This is a genomic window from Paracoccus sp. SSJ (genome assembly GCF_030234105.1).
Lineage (GTDB): Bacteria > Pseudomonadota > Alphaproteobacteria > Rhodobacterales > Rhodobacteraceae > Paracoccus > Paracoccus denitrificans.
In genome coordinates this window covers 97144-116738 of the sequence record NZ_JASSPE010000016.1, presented here as the reverse complement: position 1 = coordinate 116738, position 19595 = coordinate 97144, and the positions used below count along the sequence as shown (strand labels likewise).

Genomic DNA, 19595 nt, shown 5'->3' with positions numbered 1-19595 from the left:
TGCTTCAACAGGCTCAAGAATGCTCGCCGCGTCGCTAATCGCTACGACAAAACCGCCGAAAGCTTCCGTGGCTTCATCGACATCACATCCATCCGCCTCTGGCTCCGCCATTTGTCAACATGACCTAAGCCGGCAAGTTGACTATAGAATACGCGAACGCCTCGGCTGCTTAGGTATCGTGTCAAATTATGCAGCAAAACAATGCCGGTGGGATCTGCAAAGCTAACCCGTCTGAAATCAAAGCAAATCTCTGGTCCGGGGGACTGAATATTGACCCCAGATAGGTGGAGGGCGTCAATCACTGGCCGAACCTTCAGGCCGAATGGCAATGAAACAGTGATCACCTTGCTAGCCCCTCACCCTCTCCGCCGCCTCCCTGAACACCGCGGCCACCGCGGGGTGCGCCCGCTCGGCCTGTTCCAGCATCGACCGCGCCGCCTCGGCCCGCCCTTCCGGGGTCGTCAGCAGCACCGTTCCCATGTTCACCAGCGTCTCCAGCAGCGCGGCGCGCAGGGCTTCCTCGGCGGTTTGGTCGGTCATCGCTCAGCAATGCTCACTCTGCCGGGTGATGCACAGGGATGGCCGAGAGCCGCAGACCCAGCGCCGCCACCACCTTCAGGACGGTACTGAACTCGGGATTGCCCTTCTCGCTCAAGGCCCGGTAGAGGCTTTCGCGCGACAGCCCGGCATCTTCGGCGATTTGCTTCATGCCCTTGGCGCGCGCGACCACGCCCAGCGCATCCGCGATGAACGCCCCGTCCCCGGTTTCCAGGGCATCGGACAGGTAGCCTGCAATCGCCTCGTCGTTGTCGAGGTATTCGGCCGGGTCAAAGGCCGTGGTTTCCAGTGCCATGCTCAACCCTCCATCTCTGCGGCAAGCCGCTTAGCTTGTTCAATATCCGCCTGCTGGCGGCTCTTGGTGCCGCCGCACAAAAGCACGACCAGCACCGATCCGCGCTGAACGAAATAGACCCTATAGCCGGGCCCCTCGTTGATGCGCATCTCGCTTACGCCAGCGCCAACCGGCTTCACGTCTCCGGGGTTTCCGAACCGCAGCCGCTGGATACGGCTGGCAATCTTCTGCTTGGCCCGTGCATCGCGAAGGGAAAGCAGCCATTCCCGGAAGGTGTCTGTCTGGCGGATCTCAATCATGATTGTATGTAGCTTACAGGCTACACGAAATCAAGGGCAGCAGGATGGTGCCTTGGCTGCCGCTTTTGAGGGGCCAGCGCCAATGCACGGTAGCGGGGATGGATCGCGGCGGTGTCACCCATGGAGCAAGCGGTCAGCGGCCTCGCGAAGAACGCGCGCCACCTCGGGGTGCGAGACGGCCGCCTTGTCCTGGTAGGATCGGGCAGTCTCATGCTCGCGCCCCGGCCGCAGCAACGGCGAACTCAGGAGCAAGTCCATCACGAACGCCCGGAGCGCCTCACCACGTTTGTCGTTGCTTTCCATCGTTTCATCCCTCTCCGAACTCTGCCCGATCCTGCCCCACGGTTGGTGTGATGTGCAGGCAGCGGAAGGGCGAGACATTTTCAACGGATCTGGGGGATTTCGAAGCTTCGGTGTCAGGGAATACCTTGCTTTCAGTGTTCGCCTTCCCGCCGCTGACGTCCGTCGCGTTGGCGGTCATCACCGCGGGCGTGGTCTGAACGCTCCACTGACAGGGGTTGCTGCGGCCTGGTTGAGCCCGCCTTGGGTTATGGCGTTGCGCCCCCAGCGCGTCTAATCGCGCCGGAGACGGGATGCTTCAGCAGAGCTTCTCAGCGGCCCTTGATCCGGTCTATGGACAGCACCCCGGCACCGGTGGTCACGAGCAACAGGAAAACGAAGCAGAACAGGATGGCTGCATCGCCGCCGTTGGCCACGGGGAATACGCTCTTCGGGGCATGCGCCATCCAATAGGCGAAGGCCATGTGCCCGGACAGGACGAATGCCACCGGCCGGGTGAACAGGCCGAGGATGATCAGTGCGCCGCCGATAACCTCCAGCAGCCCGGAGACGAGCGACAGCATGCCGAAGGTCTCGGGGCCGGGGATGGGGATGCCGAACAGCTTCTGGGTTCCATGCTCGAAATAGAGCAGTCCGGCGACGATGCGCAGGGCCCCGATTGCATAGGGCTGTAGCGCCGAAAGCTTGTCAGTCATCACCGTCCCTCATCTTTGGGTTGATGCTGCGGACAGTGGATGGCAGCATTCGTCAGAATGCAAGCAGGATGAAGGGCGGAGCGCAAAGCAATCGCATTGATCTTCGAGGGGCGCTGCGATGCAAAGCCGCACGGTTTTAATCCGTATCGGGCCCATCAGCCCTCATGGCCACCCCAGGCCCCGCTGCGACTTGCCCGCTTTCGAGGAACTGCACGCCCTGGGCCTCAAGGGCCGCAACGATGCGCTGCACTGCATCCACTGAAACAAGGCCGGCGTGGTCTGGTTTGCCCTCCACCCTGCGAAGGGTGATGAGCGGCACGCCAGCGGCTTCGCAAAGTTCAGCCTGCGTCAATCCTAGCAAATCACGTGCAGCCTTGATTCTTGCCTTCATTGCCTCTCCGATAACTTTTTATCACTGATGCACTTGCTATCAGTTTTGTCTAGTGATAGATAGTTATCAGTTGGTGGTGTGCGGCGTCATCCGCACGACAGCGCCCAGGAGTATGACAGATGATCGACAACGACCTGAAAGGGGCGACTGAGCCCGCATGTCTGAACGGCCGTGCAGGATCCGTCCTGCCGGCAACGGAGCGCGCCTTCATCGCAGAGCGGCTGCGACTGGCCCTGGATGAGGTCGAGACGGGCCCAGGCGATCTGCGCTCTGTCCGCGAAGCCGTGCGTTTCCAGCGAGACGCCATCCGGGCCTCGCACCGCCGTCTCGCGCGGCTGGGCGGTGAGGCATGAGCGCCGCCGCTGTCCATGACCGGCATCATCGCGCGGCCGCGCTGATCCGCGGTTTCATCACCGTGGCCGAGGCTCAGGCGCAGGGCGCGGTGCTGGCCATCCCGTTGCTGCCGTTGGAACTCGCCCTGCGCGAACTGGCGGCGGATCAATCTTTTGAGAAGGAGAACTGACGATGAAACGTCGTGATCTGATGAGACTGGCGCCTGTGGCCTTGGCGGCGGGCGCTGTGCCGGTGGCTGCGGTCGCGGCCGAGGAAACCCCGGTGATGCGGGTGTTCTCGGAATGGAAACGGGTCAACGAGTTCGCCCACAGTCAGACTGACGATGAGGCGTTCGAGAAGGCTCTTATCGAGCGCTGGCAGGTTGAGCAGCGCCTTATGCAGACCCCGAGCCAGAACGAAAGGGACGTTCTGATCAAGATTATCGCCTGGACGAACTTCGGTGACGGCGACCTTGAGTCGGGGAACCCGATCAGCCAGCCGATCTGGGCTGAGGCCCGCGCGCTGATCGGGGGCGCAGCATGAGCGCGCTCGAAACCTATCTGGACAAGATGCAGGACGACGCTGCTGCTCTTGAAGCAATCGCCCAGGCCATGCGCGCCCTGTCCACCCGCGACGAGGAAGACGCCCGCGCTCTGATGACTGAGCTGGCGGAAAAGGCGTTCAACCTCAGCCGTGGTCTGAACAACGGTCTGGACATCGTAAACCTGCCGAAGGGGGCCATAGCATGAGTTATTTCAGCGCGCATTGCGATACCGAGGCCGAGGTTCACACCATCGGGGCGCTGCTATGTGCCTTGGAGACAGCAGCGTTCGACTATTTGACGCGGGACAACGAGCCAATCGCCTCGGGCATTCTCAGTCTGATCCAGGTCGTCGCGGATCGCGTCAAGAGGGCGCAGGAACTGCACGATGCCGAGTTTGCCGCCCATCGGACCGAGACCCGCGAACTCGTCGCCTGATACGACCGCGCCCGGCACTGGTCGGGCGCCTCCATTCCTTCACCCCCATCTTCAACCGGCGCGAGGGCGCATCTGCATGGACACGGCCTATTCGATCAACCGGCACTGGTCGGATCGCTTCATCCCGGAGATCCGCCGCATCGTCGGCGCGCATCTGCTGCGGGTCGCGCCGGATTACCTCGATACCCGCCATGCCACAGACCTGCTGATGTTGGACGGCCGGGACATGCGCATCGCTGCCAGGGTGCGGCGCCATGGCTACGCCGGCCGCTATCCCTACGACTTCACCATCCGCTCGCGCCTGCCCTCGGGCAACCCCACCGAGCTGGCCAAGATTGTGAACGGCGAGGGCGACTGGCTGTTCTACGGCCACGCCAATGCGGCCGGGACGGGCTTTGACCTGTGGTGGCTCCTGGACCTGCGGGCGTTCCGGGCCGGGCTGATCCGTCATGCCTCGAACGGCTATCCCATCTCGTCGGGCGACCGGGTGAACATGGACGGCACCTGCTTCAAGTGGTTCGATATCCGGTCCTTTCCCAAGGAGCCGCCGCTGGTGCTGGCGACCTCGGGGTCTCGTAGCGCCGCGCCGTCGCCGTGGCATGCCTGACCGCTGATTTCTCGGCCCAACCCGGAAGGGGGTGAACATGAGCGCATTGGCCGACGCGAGCCGTCGCATCATGCGGGGGCTTTCGCTTGGGCGGGAGAATTCCGGGAGTGTCGCACGGCGGCATGCGCTCTTAAGGCGAGCCGGGGAGGTTTTGTCAGTTCTGTCAGTTTGTCAGTTCGACGTGGAACCCCTGATCCAGAGGCCCAGACGACTGCCCTTGCTTCTTGGCGAATCGGCGGAAAGCCACTTATCAGGAAAAGGTTAATAAATCGTTAAGAAGTCCAATGCGCCATTTCCTCATTGCTTTCCTCGTCTGCTTTTCCCTGCCCTCGTTTGCGGATGACGGCGCCGTGCCCGTCCTCGGCGCCTTGATGACAGAGGACATCCAGGACGCCCGGCAGCGCCTGCTGGACCTCGGAGGCCCTGATGCGGCCCTTCTGGATGCCGCCTGCTGCAAGATGTGCAGCAAGGGCAAAGCCTGCGGTGACAGCTGTATCAGCCGCGACAAGCAATGCCGCAAAGGCGCGGGCTGTGCCTGTGATAGCTGAACGGCGGGCCACGCCGCACGGTGATGAACTGGATTGCCGCCGGGCAGATCGGAAGCAGCCGCCACGGGGCAACCGTCCTGGTGCGCTCACGGCCCAGCGACAGATCGCGCGGGCGGGGCAGAGGCTGGCTCTAATCTATTCCACCGCGTGGCGAATCCACATCACTCACGACCGCAATCGGTAGCAGCCAACCGCAAATATAAAGGCGGGCATTATGGCGGGTATTCCGCCTAAATGGCGATTTTTCATATAAATATCAAATGGAGATGGCGGAGACGAAGGGATTCGAACCCTCGAGGCGGTTTCCCGCCTGCACCCTTAGCAGGGGTGTGCCTTCGACCACTCGGCCACGTCTCCGCTGCGGGGTCTAGCAGGCGACAGGCAGGAAAAACAAGGGCAAATCGCACGGGCCAGGCGGTTTGACGAAAATTCGCCGCACCCCGCAAAAAGACGGGTCAAGGCAGGTCGGGCAGCCCCCTCCACGGCTCGCCCCGCTCGCAGGCGCGGGGCGCAACCGTCGCGCCCGGACCACGGCGCATAAGGGGCATCAGACAGCGCGGCCGGGCCACGAGGACCGCATATCCGCCGCGCAGGACAGGCCCCGGACGCTTTGCCGCACCGGCGCCTTATCCGTTGCACGAAAGGGCCGCGGCGCTGCGGCACAGCCGCCCTTTCCAGCCACCGAAAACGGTATGAAATCAGGCGTTGAACAGGAAATGCAGCACGTCGCCGTCCTGCACCTCATAGGACTTGCCTTCGACGCGGAACTTGCCGGCCTCGCGCGCGCCGGCCTCGCCCTTGTAGGTGACGTAGTCGTCATAGGCGATGGTCTCGGCGCGGATGAAGCCGCGCTCGAAATCGCCGTGGATCACGCCCGCCGCCGCCGGGGCCAGCGTGCCCTGGTGGATGGTCCAGGCGCGGGCCTCCTTGGGGCCGACGGTGAAATAGGTCTCAAGACCCAGAAGCTTGTAGCCCTCGCGGATCAGCCGGTCGAGGCCCGCCTCGTGCAGGCCCATCTCCTCCAGGAACATCCCCGCTTCCTCGGCGGGAAGCTGGCTGATCTCTTCCTCGATCTTGGCGGAGATCACCACATGGCCGGCGCCCTGCTCGGCCGCCATCTGCGCCACGCGCTCGGACTGGCTGTTGCCGGTGGCGGCCTTGTCTTCCTCGACATTGCAGACGAACAGGACAGGCTTGGCGGTCAGCAGTTGCAGCATGTCCCAGGCTTTCCGATCCTCGTCCGCGACCTGCACGGTGCGGGCGGGCTTGCCGGATTCCAGAGCGGCCTGCGCGGCCTTCAGCAGCTTTTCCTGTGCCACCGCCTCCTTGTCGCCGCCCTTCAGCTTGCGCTGGATGTTGGCCAGCCGACGTTCGATGGATTCGAGGTCGGCGATCATCAGCTCGGTCTCGATGGTCTCGGCATCGGCGATGGGGTCGACGCGGCCCTCGACATGGGTCACGTCGCCGTCCTCGAAACAGCGCAGGACATGGGCGATGGCATCGACCTCGCGGATATTGGCCAGGAACTGGTTGCCCAGGCCCTCGCCCTTGCTCGCGCCCTTCACCAGGCCGGCGATATCGACGAAGGTGATGCGGGTCGGGATGATCTGCTTGGACCCGGCGATCCCGGCCAGCTTGTCCAGCCGCGGGTCGGGCACGGCGACCTCGCCCACGTTCGGCTCGATGGTGCAGAAGGGGAAGTTCGCGGCCTGCGCGGCGGCGGTTTTCGTCAACGCGTTGAACAGCGTCGACTTGCCCACGTTCGGCAGGCCGACGATCCCCATGCGAAAGCCCATGATGCACCCCTTTTCCCCGGATTTTCGCGCTTATTATGGGGCGATGACGCCCAAGTCCAGTGGCGGGCCGTTGATCTTGCCCCTCAAGCCGGGCTAGGGCTGGGCGGTCATGAAGGAGATCCGGGGCGCATGAGCAGAATCGACGACACTTTCGCGCGGCTGTCCGAGACGGGCGGCAAGGCCTTCGTCGCCTATATGATGGGCTGCGACCCGGATTTCGACACCTCGCTGCAGATCATGCGCGGCCTGCCCGGCGCGGGCGTGGACATCATCGAACTGGGCATGCCCTTCACCGACCCGATGGCCGACGGCGCCACCATCCAGGCGGCGGGCCAGCGCGCGCTGGCGGCCGGCGGCAGCGTCAGCAGGGTGCTGGACATGGTGCGCGCCTTTCGCCGGGACGACGATGCCACCCCCATCGTGCTGATGGGCTATTACAACCCGATCTATGCCCGGCAGGGCGGCGTGGACCGCTTCATCACCGAGGCGGTCGAGGCCGGCGTGGACGGGCTGATCGTCGTCGACCTGCCGCCCGAAGAGGATGCCGAGCTGTGCCTGCCGGCACGCGAGGCCGGGCTGAACTTCATTCGCCTGGCAACGCCGACGACCGACGACCGGCGCCTGCCTGCGGTGGTGCGCAATACCAGCGGCTTCGTCTATTACGTCTCGGTCACCGGCATCACCGGCGGGCCCGCAGCCAATGCCGCAGAGGTCGCGCCAGAGGTCGCCCGCATCCGCACCGCCGCCAAGCTGCCGGTCGTCGTCGGCTTCGGCATCTCGACGCCGGAGGCGGCGCAGGCCGTGGCGGGCGTCGCGGATGGCTGCGTCGTGGGCAGTGCCATCGTCAAGCTGATCGGCGAGGGCCGCCCGGTGCCCGAGATCCTGTCCTTCGTCGCGGACCTGGCCCAAGGCGCGCACAGCGCCTGAACCGATCCTCCGCCCGGCGCGTTCGATGATGCAGAACGCCGCGTTCCAGCCATCGCCGGTTGGGGAAACGCGGTGCGACGCTATCTTGGACGCATCGCAAACCGGAGGATTTCATGCCCACCCTGTTCTACCATGCCGGCGCCTGCTCGCTCGCGCCCCATATCGTGCTGGAATGGACCCAGGTGCCCTATGAGGCCGTGGCGGTCGAATTCGGCTCGGCCGAGCTTCTGGCCGTGAACCCGGCGGGTGCCGTCCCGGTGCTGCGCGAGGATGACGGCTGGATCCTGACCCAGGCGGGCGCGATCCTGCACCATCTGGCGCGCAAGCACCCCGAGGCCGAACTGGGTGGCGGCGACGACCTGCGGGCGCAGGCCGAGCTTGATCGCTGGTCGAGCTTCTTCACCGGCGACCTGCATCCGGCCTTCTTTCCGCTGTTCACGCCGCAGCGCTATACCACCAGCCGCGACAAGGCCGACCGCGAGGCCGTGCAGGAGGCCGGGCGCAAGCTGGTCCGCAAGCGGCTGGCGCTGCTGGACGCGCATCTGGATGGTCGCGACTGGATCCTGGGCCGCCGCTCGGTGATCGACGCCTATGCCTTTCCGATGCTGCGTTGGGCCGCAAAACTGCTGCCCGAGGGGACCCAGGGCTGGGCCAATGTGCAGGCCCTGCATGACCGCATCGCGGCCGATCCGGCCGTGCAAACCGTCCTTGCCCGCGAAGAGGGCGCATAAGGAGACAGACCCATGCCCACCGGCATCCATCACGTCACCGGCATTACCCGCCGGGTGCAGGCCAATGTCGATTTCTACGCCGGCTTCCTGGGCCTGCGTCTGGTCAAGCGCACGGGCGGGTTCGAGGATGCCGAGCAATTGCACCTGTTCTATGGCGATGCGCTCGGCTCGCCCGGCTCTCTCGTCACCTTCCTGGTGTGGGAGGACGGGGCGCCGGGCCGGGTCGGCCATGGCCAGGTGGCAGAAATCGCGCTGGCCGTGCCGCCCGAAACCATCGGCGACTGGCTGACCCGCGCCATGACCGCCCGCGTGCCGGTCGAGGGGCCGTTGCGCGAGCGGGGCGAAACCGTGCTGCGGCTGAAAGACCCCGACGGCGTGACCGTCAAGCTGGTGGGGGTGGACCTGCCCGCGACGGCGCCCCTGCCCGATCCCATCGCGCCGACGCGGCTGCGCGGCGCGACCATCCTGACCGAGCAGCCGCAGGCGACGCGCGATTTCCTGGCCCGTTTCGGCTATCGCCCCGGTGCGACCGAAGGCGCGGTGCAGCGCATGGAATCCGACACGGATACCGTCGACATCCGCGACGCGACCGGATTCTTTCCGGGCATTCCCGGCACCGGCATCCTGGATCACGTCGCCTTCCGCGCGCCGGATGCCGATGCGGTGCGCCGGATGCGGCTGGAGTTGAAGGATACCGACGCGACCACCGTGCACGACCGGAAATACTTCCTGTCGCTTTATGTGCGCGAGCCGGCGGGAACGCTGCTCGAATATGCCACCGACGCCCCCAGCTTTACCCTGGACGAGGCGCCGGAGCACCTGGGCGAAACGCTGTTCGTTCCGCCCCATGACGCGGCCCGCGCCGACGACCTGCGCGTGATCCTGCCGCAATTCGCCCTGCCGGGCGAGGAAAGGAGCCCGATGCGCGAGCTGCATTTCATCCACCGCTTCCACCGACCGGAAAACCCGGACGGCAGCACCATCGTCCTTTTGCACGGCACCGGCGGCAACGAATCCGACCTGATGCCGCTGGCCCATCGCATGGCGCCGAACGCCACGCTGCTGGGCGTCCGCGGCCGCTCGACCGAAGAGGGCATCAACCGCTGGTTCCGCCGCCATGACGCCGTGACCTATGACCAGGACGACATCCGCGCCGAGGCCGAGGCCTTTGCCGGCTTCATCGACGAAGCCGCGCGGGCCTACGCCTTGGACCCTGGCGCGCTGACCTATCTGGGCTATTCCAACGGCGCGAACCTGCTGGGGGCGGCCATGCAACTGCATCCGGGCCTGATCGGCCGCGCAGTGCTGCTGCGCGCCGTGCAGGTGCTGGAGGATCCCCCGGCGCTGGGCGCGCAGGGCCTGGCCGGCAGCCGGGTGCTGATGCTGACCGGCGCCCGCGATCCCTTCGCCCGCATGGCCCCGGCGCTGGAGCGCGCGTTGCGCAACGGCGGCGCGGCGCTGGAGGCGAGGGTCATCGAGGCCGGGCATGAGCTTCAGCCCGAGGATCTGACGCTGGCCGCCGGCTGGCTGGCCCACGACTGACGCCGAGTCCAGGCAGTCAAGGTCGCGCCTGTCCGAACTGCCGCATGAGTATTTGTGGAACAGAGAAGCCGGAGAGGCGGGTCGCAAGGCCCGCCTTTCCTTTTCTGCGGCCCGGGCCAGCCGTTTCCGATTTTCGAACGCCGCATCCGATTCCGGTTGGCTTGTCCGAAGGCCCCGCAAGGGCCAGTTTGAGGCCACGATATTCAACCAAGAGGGCCGCGACCGGCCCGCAGGGCCATCACGAAGGACCAGACCCATGACCAGGAAACCGCATATCGCCATCATCATCGGCTCGACCCGCGCCGCGCGCTTTGCCGACAAGCCCGCAGCCTGGCTGCTGGAAAACGCGCAAAAGCACGACGACATGAGCTTCGAACTGGTGGACCTGCGCGATTACGACCTGCCGCTGTTCGACGAGGCCGCCTCGAACCTGTGGGTGCCGTCGCAGGATCCGCGCGCCGTGAAATGGCAGCAAAAACTGGCCGAGTTCGACGGTTATGTCTTCGTGACCTCGGAATACAACCATTCGATCAGCGGCTCGCTGAAGAACGCGCTGGACCAGGCCTACAAGGAATGGAACCGCAAGCCGGCGGCGGCCATGGGCTATGGCGGCGTCGGCGCCGCCCGCGCCATCGAGCATCTGCGCGGCATCGCGGTCGAATTGCAGATGGTGCCGCTGCGCAACGCCGTGCATCTGGGCGGCGGCGATTTCTTCAAGGTCTCGCCGCTGGGCGCCAATGGAGAGATGGCCGAGGTCGAGGCCAACCTGCTGCCCTCGCTGAACGCCATGCTGGACGAACTGCTCTGGTGGGCCGAGGCGACCATGGCACAGCGCGCGAAAACCGCCTGAAGCGATCGGATCAGTCAGTTGGAAGGGGCGGTCACTTCGATCGCCCCTTTTTCCTGGCCCGGTTCAGCGCCACGGCGGCGCGGATCAGCGCCTTGAGCGCCTCGGCCTCGATCCGCTCTCCCTCGCGCAGGTCGATGGCGCGGCGGGTGTTGCCCTCGAGGCTGGCGTTGAACAGGCCCGAGGGATCCTCCAGCGCCGCGCCCTTGGCGAAGGTCATCTTGACCACCTGGCGGTAGGTCTCGCCGGTGCAGAGGATGCCGTCATGCGACCAGACCGGCACGCCGCGCCATTTCCATTCCTCGACCACCTCGGGATCGGCCTCGTGGATCAGGGCGCGCAGCCGCGCCAGCGTTTCGCCGCGCCAGTTGCCCAATTCCCTGATCCGCGCATCGATCAATTCCGAGGCAGGCGTTCCCTTTTCCGACTGGCTCATGCCGCATCGCTCCGTTCCGTCCTGTCGCGGCAAGGAGCATGGGGCGAAACCCCCGATGCGGCAACAGGGCCGCCAGAGGCAGGCGGTTTCCCGCGTGCATGAAAAGGGCCGCCGGATCGCTCCGGCGGCCTTGTTCGTCAGGGGGTGCGGTTCAGTCCAGCGGCTTCAGCCGCGCCTCGATCTGCGCGCGCTGCCCTTCCAGGAAGGGCGGCAGGGACAGCGTCTCGCCCAGGCTCTCCAGCGGTTCGTCCACGGCAAAGCCGGGTTCATCGCTGGCGATCTCGAACAGGTTGCCGCCCGGCTCGCGGAAATAGAGCGAGCGGAAATAATAGCGCTCGACCTCGCCCGAACTGGGGACGCGCATCTCGTTCAGCCGCCTGGCCCAATCGTGGATGGCGGGCTTGTCCGGCACGCGGAAGGCGACGTGATGCACCCCGCCCGCGCCTTGCCGCGCCACGGCAAGGTCGGGCTGGACCGCGACATGCAATTCCGCCGAAGGACCACCCTGCCCCATCTCGTAGACATGGACGGTGCCGTGCCCGTCGGGGCTGGCATAGTCGCGGACCTTGCGCATGCCCATCACATGGGTCAGCACGATCTCGGTCGGCGCCAGGTCCGGCACCGAGATGGTGATCGGCCCCAGCCCGTGGATCTGGTGCTGCACCGGCACCGGGCTTTTTTCCCAAGGCGCGGTCACCGCATCCTGCGCGTCTTCGGTCAGGCGGAAACGCTGGCCTTCGGGGTCCTCGAAGTCGAGGCTGGCGCGGGTGTCGATCTCGGCGACCCGCCCCGGGGTCAGGCCGCGATCCGCAAGCCGGCCGGCCCAATAATCGAGGCTGTCGCCCGCGACCCGCAGCCCGGTGCGGCTGATCGAATGCGTCCCGCGCCGTTCCGGCGCCGCCGGCCAGTCGAAAAAGGTCAGGTCGGTGCCGGGACGGGCCAACCCGTCGGCATAGAACAGGTGATAGGCGCTGGTGTCGTCCTGGTTGACGGTCTTCTTGACCAGCCGCAGCCCCAGCGTATCGGTATAGAACCGCTTGTTGCCGGGTGCGTCGGCGGTGATCGCCGTCAGGTGGTGAATTCCGGTCAGCTCCATGATGGGCCTCCTTTCTCTTGGCACCAATATCGGGCATCGCGGCCGTTTCCGCCACCGGAGCGACTGCGAACATCGCGTTCGGCCATTGCGAACGATGCGGGACCGGGTAAGCTTGCGCCATGCGCTATGACCTGAACGATCTGGAAACCTTCCTGACGGTGATGGAGCTAGGCACCGTCACCGCCGCCGCCGCGCGGCTGAACCTGTCAAAATCCGTGGTCAGCAAGCGGATCACCGACCTGGAGGCCACGTTGGGCGCGGCGCTGTTTCGCCGCAATGCCGGCCGCATCACGCCGACCGAGGCGGCGCTGCGCCTGGCCGAGCGGCTGCGCCCGGCGCTGGCGGAACTGATCGCGGCCGCCGAAAGCACAGCCTGGGACATGGACGGGCTGGCACCCCTGCGCGGCAGCCTGTCCGTCGCCGCGCCGATGAGCTTCGGCGTGCTGCATCTGGGGCCGATCATCGCCCGCTTCGCCGCCCAGAACCCCGAGCTGGAGATCAGCGTCGACTACGACGACCGCAGCCGCGACCTGGCGCGCGAAGGCTTCGACATCGGCATCCGCATCGGCAAGATGCGCGACAAGGCGCTGATGCAGCGCAAGCTGTGCGAGGATGCAAGCATCGCCTGCGCCAGCCCCGCCTATCTGGACCGCAAGGGCCGCCCGCAGACGCTTGCCGACCTGCGCGAGCATGAGGTGATCGGCTACAGCCACCTGCCGAACAGCCAGCTCTGGCAATTCCAGGACCGCGACCGCTTCGTCTCGCCCTTCGTGCAGGGGCGGCTGTCGATGAACAATGGCGAGGCGATCCGCGACATGGCCATCGAGGGGCTGGGACTGGCCATGCTGCCCGGCTTCGTCGTCGCCCCGGCGCTGGCCGACGGGCGGCTGGAGCGGGTGCTGCCCGGCTTCGGCACAAGGCCGCTGCCCATCGTCGCGGTCTGGCCGCCGGTCCAGCCGATGCCGGCCAAGCTGCGCCGCTTCATCGACCATCTGGCAGTGGAACTGAGCAGCCCGGCATGGCAGGCGGGCTGGGTATCCGCACGCCGCGACCCCATATCCCAGGAACCCACAACCCCAAAGGTCGCCCCGTGAAGAAGATTGGCGTGAAGAAGATCGGTTTCCTGTCCTTCGGCCATTGGTCGGACGAGCCCGCCTCGCAGGCCCGCAGCGCCCAGGACACGCTGCTGCAATCCATCGAGCTGGCCGTCGCGGCCGAGGAACTGGGCGCGGACGGCGCCTATTTCCGCGTGCATCATTATGCGCGCCAGCTGGCCTCGCCCTTTCCGCTGCTGGCCGCGGTGGGCGCGCGCACCCAGCGCATCGAGATCGGCACCGCCGTCATCGACATGCGCTATGAAAACCCGCTGTATATGGCCGAGGATGCCGGGGCGGCCGACCTGATCTCGCAGGGGCGGCTGCAGCTTGGCATCTCGCGCGGCTCGCCCGAGCAGGTGATCGAGGGCTGGCGCTATTTCGGCTATACCCCGGCCGAGGAGGAAAGCGACGCCGACATGGCCCGGCGCCATGCCGAGGTGTTCCTGAACGTGATCGAGGGGCACGGCTTCGCCCGGCCGAACCCGCGCCCGATGTTTCCGAACCCGCCGGGCCTTCTGCGGATCGAGCCGCATTCGCCGGGCCTGCGCGAGCGGATCTGGTGGGGCGCCGCCTCGAACGACACCGCCCGCTGGGCGGCGCAGCTGGGCATGCATCTGCAAAGCTCGACGCTCAAGACGGACGAGAACGGCAAGCCCTTCCACGTCCAGCAGGCCGAGCAGATCCGCGCCTATCGCGAGGCCTGGGCGGCGGCTGGGCATGAGCGCGAGCCGAGGGTCTCGGTCAGCCGCTCGATCTTTCCGCTGATGGACGACCGCGACCGGATGTATTTCGGCCGCGGCGGCAAGGAAGCCGATCAGATCGGCTTTATCGAGGAAACCCGCTCGATCTTCGGCCGCGGCTATACTGCCGAACCGGACCGGCTGATCGAAGAGTTGCGCGAGGACGAGGCCATCGCCGAGGCCGACACCCTGCTGCTGACCGTGCCGAACCAGTTGGGCGTCGATTACAACGCCCATGTGATCGAGGCAGTGCTGAGCCACGTCGCCCCCGCGCTCGGCTGGCGCTGAGCGCAGCGAGCGGAGGGCGCCGGCCGCCGTCCCCCAGGCCCACCGTCCCCTAGGCGCGGTCGATCTCGATCAGCCAGGCATCCGCGGCGGGCCCGACGGGCAGCGCGGCATCCGGCCCCTCGCAAAACAGCGCGTCAAGCTGGTCCAGCGCCACGGTCGCGCCGGCAAGGTCCAGCACCACCGGCGCCGTCGCCAGCACCAGCCGCCAGCCGGGCGCGCCCACCGCCGCCTCGGTCAGCCGCGACAGGCGATGGGTAAAGGCGCCGCGCCGGGTCATCACGTTCAGGTCGGTGATCGGTCCCCCCAGCAGCCGCGCCGAGGTCGGCACATCCGCCGGAAAGGCCAGCGGCCCGGATTCCGGTGTCAGCCGCCGCCTGGCCTGTCCCTGCACGTCAAGCTCGATCCCCTCTCCGGTCAGCACCGCAAGGGTGCGGTCGATCTGCGGAAAGATCGAGAAATCGCCGTCCTCGCTTACCCCCGCCATGCTGACCCGCCAGCCGAAATCGGTAAGCCCCGCGCCCTGGGGATGAACGGCGATCTCGACCGTCTCGCCCCTGCCGTTCTTCCACGGCATGCGGCGATGGTCCGCGGCTTTCAGGATGCGATGGCTCATGCGTCTTCTCTCCCCTTGCGACCCGGTCGGGCCATGGTTGTTCTTGGACCTAGCTGCGCCGGCCCAGCACCTTGCCCACCACCGGGCCCAGCACGATGACGATGATCATGCGCAGCAGGTGATGGCTGACCACATAGGCCAGGTCCGCACCGGCGATCAGTGCGATCACCACCATCTCGGCCTGGCCACCCGGCAGGAACGCCAGGAAGGCGTCCAGCCCCGGTGCAAGCCGCAGATGCACGATCACCTCGATGAAGATCAGGCTGATCCAGGCCAGCAGCAGCGCATAGACGATGCCGGCCGTCACATGCAGCCGCAATTCGCGCAGGGTGATGCCGGCGTATTTCACCCCGACCGCGATGCCGATGAAGAACTGCGCGGCCTGGATCATCTCGGCCGGCGGGCGTTGGGTGATCAGGCCCGACAGCGACAGCGCCGCCGTCAGCACCATCGGTCCCAGGATCGAGGCGCCGAAGATGCCCAGCCGCTCGGCCCCCTTCCAGCCGATCAGCCCGGCGGCGACCATCAGCGCAATCTCGGCCGCGCCAGTGGCGCGCATCGGCGTGCCGGGCGGCTGCGACAGGTCCACGCCCCACCAGGCGGTCATGATCAGCGGCGCGACGGTCACGATCACCAGCACCCGCGTCGCATGGATCAGCGACAATGCGCGGATGTCGCCGCCGGCCTCTTCGCCAAAGACCAGCATGTCCTGCAAGCCGCCGGGCATGGCGCCATACCATGCCGTCGCGTGGTCGAAGCCGAAGACGCGGCGGAACAGCGGATAACCGACCAGCGCGATCACCCCGATGAAGCCCGGCACGAACAGCAGCGAGGCCGCCACCTCCGGCAGTTCCGCCAGCACGCCGGGCGTGATCGAGGCGCCGACCGCCACCCCCAGGATGGTGCGCATGAAGATGCCGAACTGTCCGGCCCCGGCCAGGGGCGCCCCCGCCAGCGCCGCGATCAGGCAGGCCAGCATCGGTCCCAGCAGCATGGGCAGCGGCAGGTGCAACAGCAGAAAGGCCGCGCCGCCCAGGGCGGCCAGCGCAAAGGTCAGGATGCGGCGGTTCAGCAGGTTCATCGTCATTCCCGGCGGGCGGCCGGCGCCCAAGCGCCGATGGGCCGAATTGGCACGGCCCGCCGGGAAATGTCAAAGCGGCTCAGTCGATCCGCGCCAGGGCCGCGCCAAAGCCCAGCACCTCGCCCTGCGCGGCGATGCGGGTCAGCTTGCCCGCCCGATGCGCCTCGATGCGGGTCTCCATCTTCATCGCCTCGATGACGGCGACGACCTGGCCCTGCTCGACCTCGGCCCCGTCCTCGGCCTGCCACAGCGTCAGCGTGCCGGGCACCGGGGCGGTCAGCACCGCCTCATCCGCCTCGGGCGCGGGTTGCACCGCAGAGGCGCCGTCGGCGGGCAAGGCCGAAAGCAGGTTCGCGGGCAGGCCCAGCTCGTGCCGCTTGCCGTCGATCTCGATGGCAAGGCGCAACAGCGGCGCCTGCGCGGCCGGCGCGACGCGGGCATGGGGCGCGACCGCCTCGGCCAGCGCCTCGGCGAAATCGGTCTCGATCCAGCGGGTGTGGACGCGGAAATCCCCGTCCTCGGCGCGAAAGTCCGGCTGGGCCAGCACGGCGCGGGCAAAGGGCAGCACCGAGGCCACGCCCTCGATACGGAATTCGCGCAGCGCCCGTTCGGCGCGCTGCAAGGCTTCCTGCCGAGTCGCGCCGGTCACGATCAGCTTGGCCATCAGCGAATCGAAGCTGCCCGGCACCACCGAGCCTTGGGCCACGCCGCTATCCATGCGGATGCCCGGCCCCGAGGGCGCATCGAAGACCTCGACCGGCCCGGGAGTGGGGAGGAACCCCCGGGCCGGGTCTTCCGCATTGATGCGGAACTCGATGGCATGGCCGCGCGGCTCGGGCACCGTCTCGTCGGCCAGTCTTGCGCCTTGCGCCACGCGGATCATGCCGCGCACCAGGTCGATGCCGGTGGTTTCCTCGGTCACCGGATGCTCGACCTGCAGCCGCGTATTCACCTCCAGGAAGGAAATCGTGCCATTGGCAGACAGCAGGTATTCCACCGTTCCGGCGCCGCTATAGCCGGCATGGGCGCAGATGGCGCGGGCCGAGTCGTGGATGCGGGCGCGCTGCTCGTCGGTCAGGAACGGCGCGGGCGCCTCCTCGACCAGCTTCTGGTTGCGGCGTTGCAGCGAACAGTCGCGGGTGCCGATCACCTTGACGGTGCCGTGCTTGTCGGCCAGCACCTGCGCCTCGACATGGCGCGGGCGGTCAAGGAACTGCTCGATGAAGCATTCGCCGCGGCCAAAGGCGGTCAGCGCCTCGCGGGTGGCGGATTCGAACAGCTCCTCGACCTCTTCCAGGCGCCAAGCGACTTTCATGCCACGCCCGCCGCCGCCAAATGCGGCCTTGATGGCGATGGGCAAACCGTGCTGACGGGCGAAAGCCAACGCCTCGGCGGGGCTTTCGACAGGGCCCGGGGTGCCGGCGACCAGGGGCGCGCCCACGGCCTCGGCGATGCGGCGGGCCTCGATCTTGTCGCCCAAAGCCTCGATCACCTTGGGATCGGGGCCGATCCAGATCAGCCCGGCATCCTGCACCGCCTGCGCGAATTCGGCGCGCTCGGACAGGAAGCCATAGCCCGGATGGATGGCATCGGCGCCGGCCGCCCGGGCGATGGCGATGATCTTGCCGGCATCCAGATAGGTCTCGGCGGGCGTGTCCCCCCCCAGCGCATGGGCCTGGTCGGCCATGCGCACGAAGATCGCGTCGCGGTCGGCATCGGCATAGACGGCGACGCTTTCGATGCCCTCGTCGCGGCAGGCACGGATCACGCGGACGGCGATCTCGCCCCGATTGGCGATCAGCAGGCGGCGGATCGGGCGGGTGGAGCCGGTGGCGAAAATGGTCATGCGGGCCTCTCTGGCGTGATGGGTGCGAAATCGGCGCTGGCGGTAAAGCGGATGCGGGCGCCGGGCGGGATTTGCCCGGCCAGGTCCAGCGCCTCGGGGCGCAGGGTGGCGATGACCGGATAGCCGCCGGTCAGCGGATGGTCGGCCAGAAACAGCACCGGCTGGCCGGAATGCGGGATCTGGATGGCGCCGGTCTCGGTCCCTTCCGAGGGCAGTTCGACCGCATCCTCGCGCGTCACCGCATCGCCTTGCAGGCGGATGCCGACGCGCGAGCTTTGCGGCGTCACCAGCCATTCCTGGGTCAGGAAATGCCGCACCATGTCCGGCGTGAACCAGTCGGCGCGGGGGCCAAGCGTCACCGGCAGTTCCACCAGATCGCCGGGTTTCGGCAACGCGGGTTCGGCCTCGGCCGCGGCTGCGGCGACGGCGGAATGGTTCGCGACGGCCAGCACGGTGCCTGCCACCACCGGCTCGGGGCCGACATGGGCCAGCGTATCGGTGGCGGCCGAGCCCAGAACCGGCGCGACCCGGAACCCGCCGCGCAGGGCAAGGTAGCTGCGCATGCCCGCGCCGGGTGGGGCAATGGTGATTTCGTCGCCCGCATCCACGGCAAAGGCTGCACCGTGCGGAACGGCATGACCGGCGATGCTGGCCTGTGACGCGCCGGTCAGGGCCAGCGTCATCGGCTGGTCGGCCCGCAGGCGAACGGGGCCTAGCGTGATCTCCAGAACCGGCGTGTCCGAGGGGTTGCCGACGGCGCGATTGGCCCGGCGCGCCGCGCCCATGTCCAGCGCACCCGAGGCCGAGACGCCCTGCCCGCCCTGCCCCGGCCGCCCCTCGTCCTGAAAGACGATAGGAAAGGCGGTGGAGAGCACGCGCAGGCCCTGCTCGGGCTGCGGCTGCGGGATGGCGGCCGAGGCGTGAACCTTGGCTCGGCGCGCCACGAAGCGGCAGCGCATGCCGGGGCGCAGCAGCGCGGGCGGGTCGCGGGACAGATCCCACATCGGCACCTCGGTCCGGCCGATCAGCTGCCAACCGCCGGGGGTCTCCTGCGGATAGACGCCGCAAAAGCGCCCGGCCAGTGCCACCGAGCCCGCCGGAATACGTGTCCGCGGCGCCGGGCGGCGCGGCAGGTCGAAGCGCGGATCGTCGCAGGTCATATAGGCGAAACCGGGCGCGAAGCCGCAAAAGGCCACCTGCCAGATGGTTTCCTGATGGGCGGCGATCACCTCGGCCTCGGTCAGGCCCATATGGGCCGCGACATCGGCCAGGTCCTCGCCGTCATAGGTCACCGGCAGCTCGACCATCTCGCTGGCGCGCGCGTTGGGCTGTGTGCCGGGGGCAGGCTGGCGGGCGAGGATCGCGCCGGCCAGCCGCGCGTCGGCGGCAACGCCCGGCGCGGTGCGGATCATCAGCGTGCGGGCGGCCGGAACAATCTCGGCCACGCCCGGCACCGGATCGGCCAAGAGCGCGTCGAACAGCGCCAGCGTCTGGTCCAGGTCGTCCAGTTCCGCCAGCAGGGTGCGGGGCCCGATGGGCAGAAAGCGCAT

General features: G+C 67.3%; 26 protein-coding genes, 1 tRNA gene and 1 pseudogene. 14 read left to right on the top strand and 14 right to left on the bottom strand.

The window, feature by feature from the left end:
• Positions 1-123 (top strand): annotated as a pseudogene (locus QPR87_RS17015) (IS5/IS1182 family transposase); the annotation flags it as partial.
• Between the two features lie 225 nt (positions 124-348).
• On the opposite strand, the gene QPR87_RS17010 reads toward QPR87_RS17015, so the two are convergent.
• The 6 genes from QPR87_RS17010 to QPR87_RS16985 all read right to left on the bottom strand — a co-directional run bounded on the left by QPR87_RS17010 (position 349) and on the right by QPR87_RS16985 (position 2538).
• A complete protein-coding gene (locus tag QPR87_RS17010) occupies positions 349-540 on the bottom strand; it encodes a hypothetical protein (RefSeq protein ID WP_285050535.1) in 192 nt (63 codons plus the stop codon).
• A gap of 13 nt (positions 541-553) precedes the next feature.
• Positions 554-853, bottom strand: coding sequence for an addiction module antidote protein (locus QPR87_RS17005; RefSeq protein WP_119897728.1), 300 nt, complete (start codon positions 851-853; stop codon positions 554-556).
• Between the two features lie 2 nt (positions 854-855).
• Entirely contained in the window at positions 856-1152 is a 297-nt protein-coding gene (locus QPR87_RS17000; protein WP_285050534.1) for a type II toxin-antitoxin system RelE/ParE family toxin, read from the bottom strand.
• Between the two features lie 114 nt (positions 1153-1266).
• Entirely contained in the window at positions 1267-1455 is a 189-nt protein-coding gene (locus tag QPR87_RS16995) for a hypothetical protein (RefSeq protein WP_024845426.1), read from the bottom strand.
• Positions 1456-1763: 308 nt separating this feature from the next.
• Entirely contained in the window at positions 1764-2147 is a 384-nt protein-coding gene (locus QPR87_RS16990; protein WP_285050533.1) for a DoxX family protein, read from the bottom strand.
• A 136-nt stretch (positions 2148-2283) separates the two neighbouring features.
• The gene (locus QPR87_RS16985; protein WP_285050532.1) at positions 2284-2538 is read right to left on the bottom strand and encodes a helix-turn-helix transcriptional regulator; all 255 of its coding nucleotides are present in this window, start codon (positions 2536-2538) and stop codon (positions 2284-2286) included.
• 119 nt (positions 2539-2657) lie between these two features.
• Between QPR87_RS16985 and QPR87_RS16980 the strand changes: the two genes are divergently transcribed.
• The 7 genes from QPR87_RS16980 (at position 2658) to QPR87_RS16950 (ending at position 5005) form a co-directional block, all read left to right on the top strand.
• Entirely contained in the window at positions 2658-2891 is a 234-nt protein-coding gene (locus QPR87_RS16980; RefSeq protein WP_285050531.1) for a hypothetical protein, read from the top strand.
• On the top strand, positions 2888-3061 hold the full coding sequence (locus QPR87_RS16975) for a hypothetical protein (RefSeq protein WP_285050530.1): 174 nt from the start codon (positions 2888-2890) through the stop codon (positions 3059-3061). The genes QPR87_RS16980 and QPR87_RS16975 overlap by 4 nt, the downstream gene beginning before the upstream one ends.
• 2 nt (positions 3062-3063) lie before the next feature.
• Positions 3064-3414 (top strand): hypothetical protein, encoded by a 351-nt coding sequence (locus tag QPR87_RS16970; RefSeq protein ID WP_285050529.1) that lies wholly within the window; start codon positions 3064-3066, stop codon positions 3412-3414.
• A complete protein-coding gene (locus QPR87_RS16965) occupies positions 3411-3620 on the top strand; it encodes a hypothetical protein (RefSeq protein WP_285050528.1) in 210 nt (69 codons plus the stop codon). Before QPR87_RS16970 ends, QPR87_RS16965 begins: the two co-directional genes overlap by 4 nt.
• Positions 3617-3850, top strand: coding sequence for a hypothetical protein (locus tag QPR87_RS16960; RefSeq protein WP_285050527.1), 234 nt, complete (start codon positions 3617-3619; stop codon positions 3848-3850). The genes QPR87_RS16965 and QPR87_RS16960 overlap by 4 nt, the downstream gene beginning before the upstream one ends.
• 76 nt (positions 3851-3926) lie before the next feature.
• The gene (locus QPR87_RS16955) at positions 3927-4457 is read left to right on the top strand and encodes a hypothetical protein (RefSeq protein ID WP_285050526.1); all 531 of its coding nucleotides are present in this window, start codon (positions 3927-3929) and stop codon (positions 4455-4457) included.
• Positions 4458-4741: 284 nt separating this feature from the next.
• A complete protein-coding gene (locus tag QPR87_RS16950) occupies positions 4742-5005 on the top strand; it encodes a hypothetical protein (protein ID WP_285050525.1) in 264 nt (87 codons plus the stop codon).
• A gap of 267 nt (positions 5006-5272) precedes the next feature.
• On the opposite strand, the gene QPR87_RS16945 is transcribed toward QPR87_RS16950, so the two are convergent.
• Positions 5273-5362 (bottom strand) — tRNA-Ser (locus QPR87_RS16945).
• Positions 5363-5703: 341 nt separating this feature from the next.
• Positions 5704-6801, bottom strand: a complete 1098-nt coding sequence (gene ychF, locus QPR87_RS16940; protein ID WP_285050524.1) for a redox-regulated ATPase YchF — start codon at positions 6799-6801, stop codon at positions 5704-5706.
• Positions 6802-6930: 129 nt separating this feature from the next.
• Between ychF and trpA the strand changes: the two genes are divergently transcribed.
• The 4 genes from trpA (at position 6931) to QPR87_RS16920 (ending at position 10851) form a co-directional block, all read left to right on the top strand.
• Positions 6931-7728 carry a tryptophan synthase subunit alpha gene (trpA, locus tag QPR87_RS16935; RefSeq protein ID WP_285050523.1) on the top strand — a complete coding sequence of 266 codons (798 nt, stop codon included), beginning with the start codon at positions 6931-6933 and terminating at the stop codon, positions 7726-7728.
• 113 nt (positions 7729-7841) lie between these two features.
• Positions 7842-8459, top strand: coding sequence for a glutathione S-transferase family protein (locus QPR87_RS16930; RefSeq protein ID WP_285050522.1), 618 nt, complete (start codon positions 7842-7844; stop codon positions 8457-8459).
• Between the two features lie 12 nt (positions 8460-8471).
• A complete protein-coding gene (locus QPR87_RS16925) occupies positions 8472-10001 on the top strand; it encodes a VOC family protein (protein ID WP_285050521.1) in 1530 nt (509 codons plus the stop codon).
• Between the two features lie 256 nt (positions 10002-10257).
• Positions 10258-10851 (top strand): NADPH-dependent FMN reductase, encoded by a 594-nt coding sequence (locus QPR87_RS16920; protein WP_285050520.1) that lies wholly within the window; start codon positions 10258-10260, stop codon positions 10849-10851.
• A gap of 31 nt (positions 10852-10882) precedes the next feature.
• Here QPR87_RS16920 and QPR87_RS16915 read toward each other — a convergent pair whose 3' ends face one another.
• Together QPR87_RS16915 and QPR87_RS16910 are read right to left on the bottom strand one after the other, a co-directional pair.
• Positions 10883-11284: a DUF1801 domain-containing protein gene (locus QPR87_RS16915; protein ID WP_285050519.1), complete on the bottom strand. Its 402-nt coding sequence runs from the start codon at positions 11282-11284 to the stop codon at positions 10883-10885.
• Positions 11285-11435: 151 nt separating this feature from the next.
• Positions 11436-12380 carry a ring-cleaving dioxygenase gene (locus QPR87_RS16910; protein WP_285050518.1) on the bottom strand — a complete coding sequence of 315 codons (945 nt, stop codon included), beginning with the start codon at positions 12378-12380 and terminating at the stop codon, positions 11436-11438.
• Positions 12381-12499: 119 nt separating this feature from the next.
• Here QPR87_RS16910 and QPR87_RS16905 point away from each other — a divergent pair, with 119 nt between their 5' ends.
• Together QPR87_RS16905 and QPR87_RS16900 are read left to right on the top strand one after the other, a co-directional pair.
• Positions 12500-13474 carry a LysR family transcriptional regulator gene (locus QPR87_RS16905; RefSeq protein WP_104493377.1) on the top strand — a complete coding sequence of 325 codons (975 nt, stop codon included), beginning with the start codon at positions 12500-12502 and terminating at the stop codon, positions 13472-13474.
• 11 nt (positions 13475-13485) lie between these two features.
• The gene (locus QPR87_RS16900) at positions 13486-14505 is read left to right on the top strand and encodes an LLM class flavin-dependent oxidoreductase (protein WP_041530047.1); all 1020 of its coding nucleotides are present in this window, start codon (positions 13486-13488) and stop codon (positions 14503-14505) included.
• A 49-nt stretch (positions 14506-14554) separates the two neighbouring features.
• Here QPR87_RS16900 and QPR87_RS16895 read toward each other — a convergent pair whose 3' ends face one another.
• From QPR87_RS16895 to QPR87_RS16880, 4 genes are all read right to left on the bottom strand, one after another.
• Positions 14555-15118, bottom strand: coding sequence for a HutD/Ves family protein (locus QPR87_RS16895; protein ID WP_230998446.1), 564 nt, complete (start codon positions 15116-15118; stop codon positions 14555-14557).
• Between the two features lie 49 nt (positions 15119-15167).
• Positions 15168-16199: an AbrB family transcriptional regulator gene (locus QPR87_RS16890; RefSeq protein WP_285050517.1), complete on the bottom strand. Its 1032-nt coding sequence runs from the start codon at positions 16197-16199 to the stop codon at positions 15168-15170.
• 79 nt (positions 16200-16278) lie between these two features.
• On the bottom strand, positions 16279-18045 hold the full coding sequence (locus QPR87_RS16885) for an acetyl/propionyl/methylcrotonyl-CoA carboxylase subunit alpha (protein ID WP_285050516.1): 1767 nt from the start codon (positions 18043-18045) through the stop codon (positions 16279-16281).
• Positions 18042-19595 carry a 5-oxoprolinase subunit B/C family protein gene (locus QPR87_RS16880; RefSeq protein ID WP_285050515.1) on the bottom strand — a complete coding sequence of 518 codons (1554 nt, stop codon included), beginning with the start codon at positions 19593-19595 and terminating at the stop codon, positions 18042-18044. Before QPR87_RS16880 ends, QPR87_RS16885 begins: the two co-directional genes overlap by 4 nt.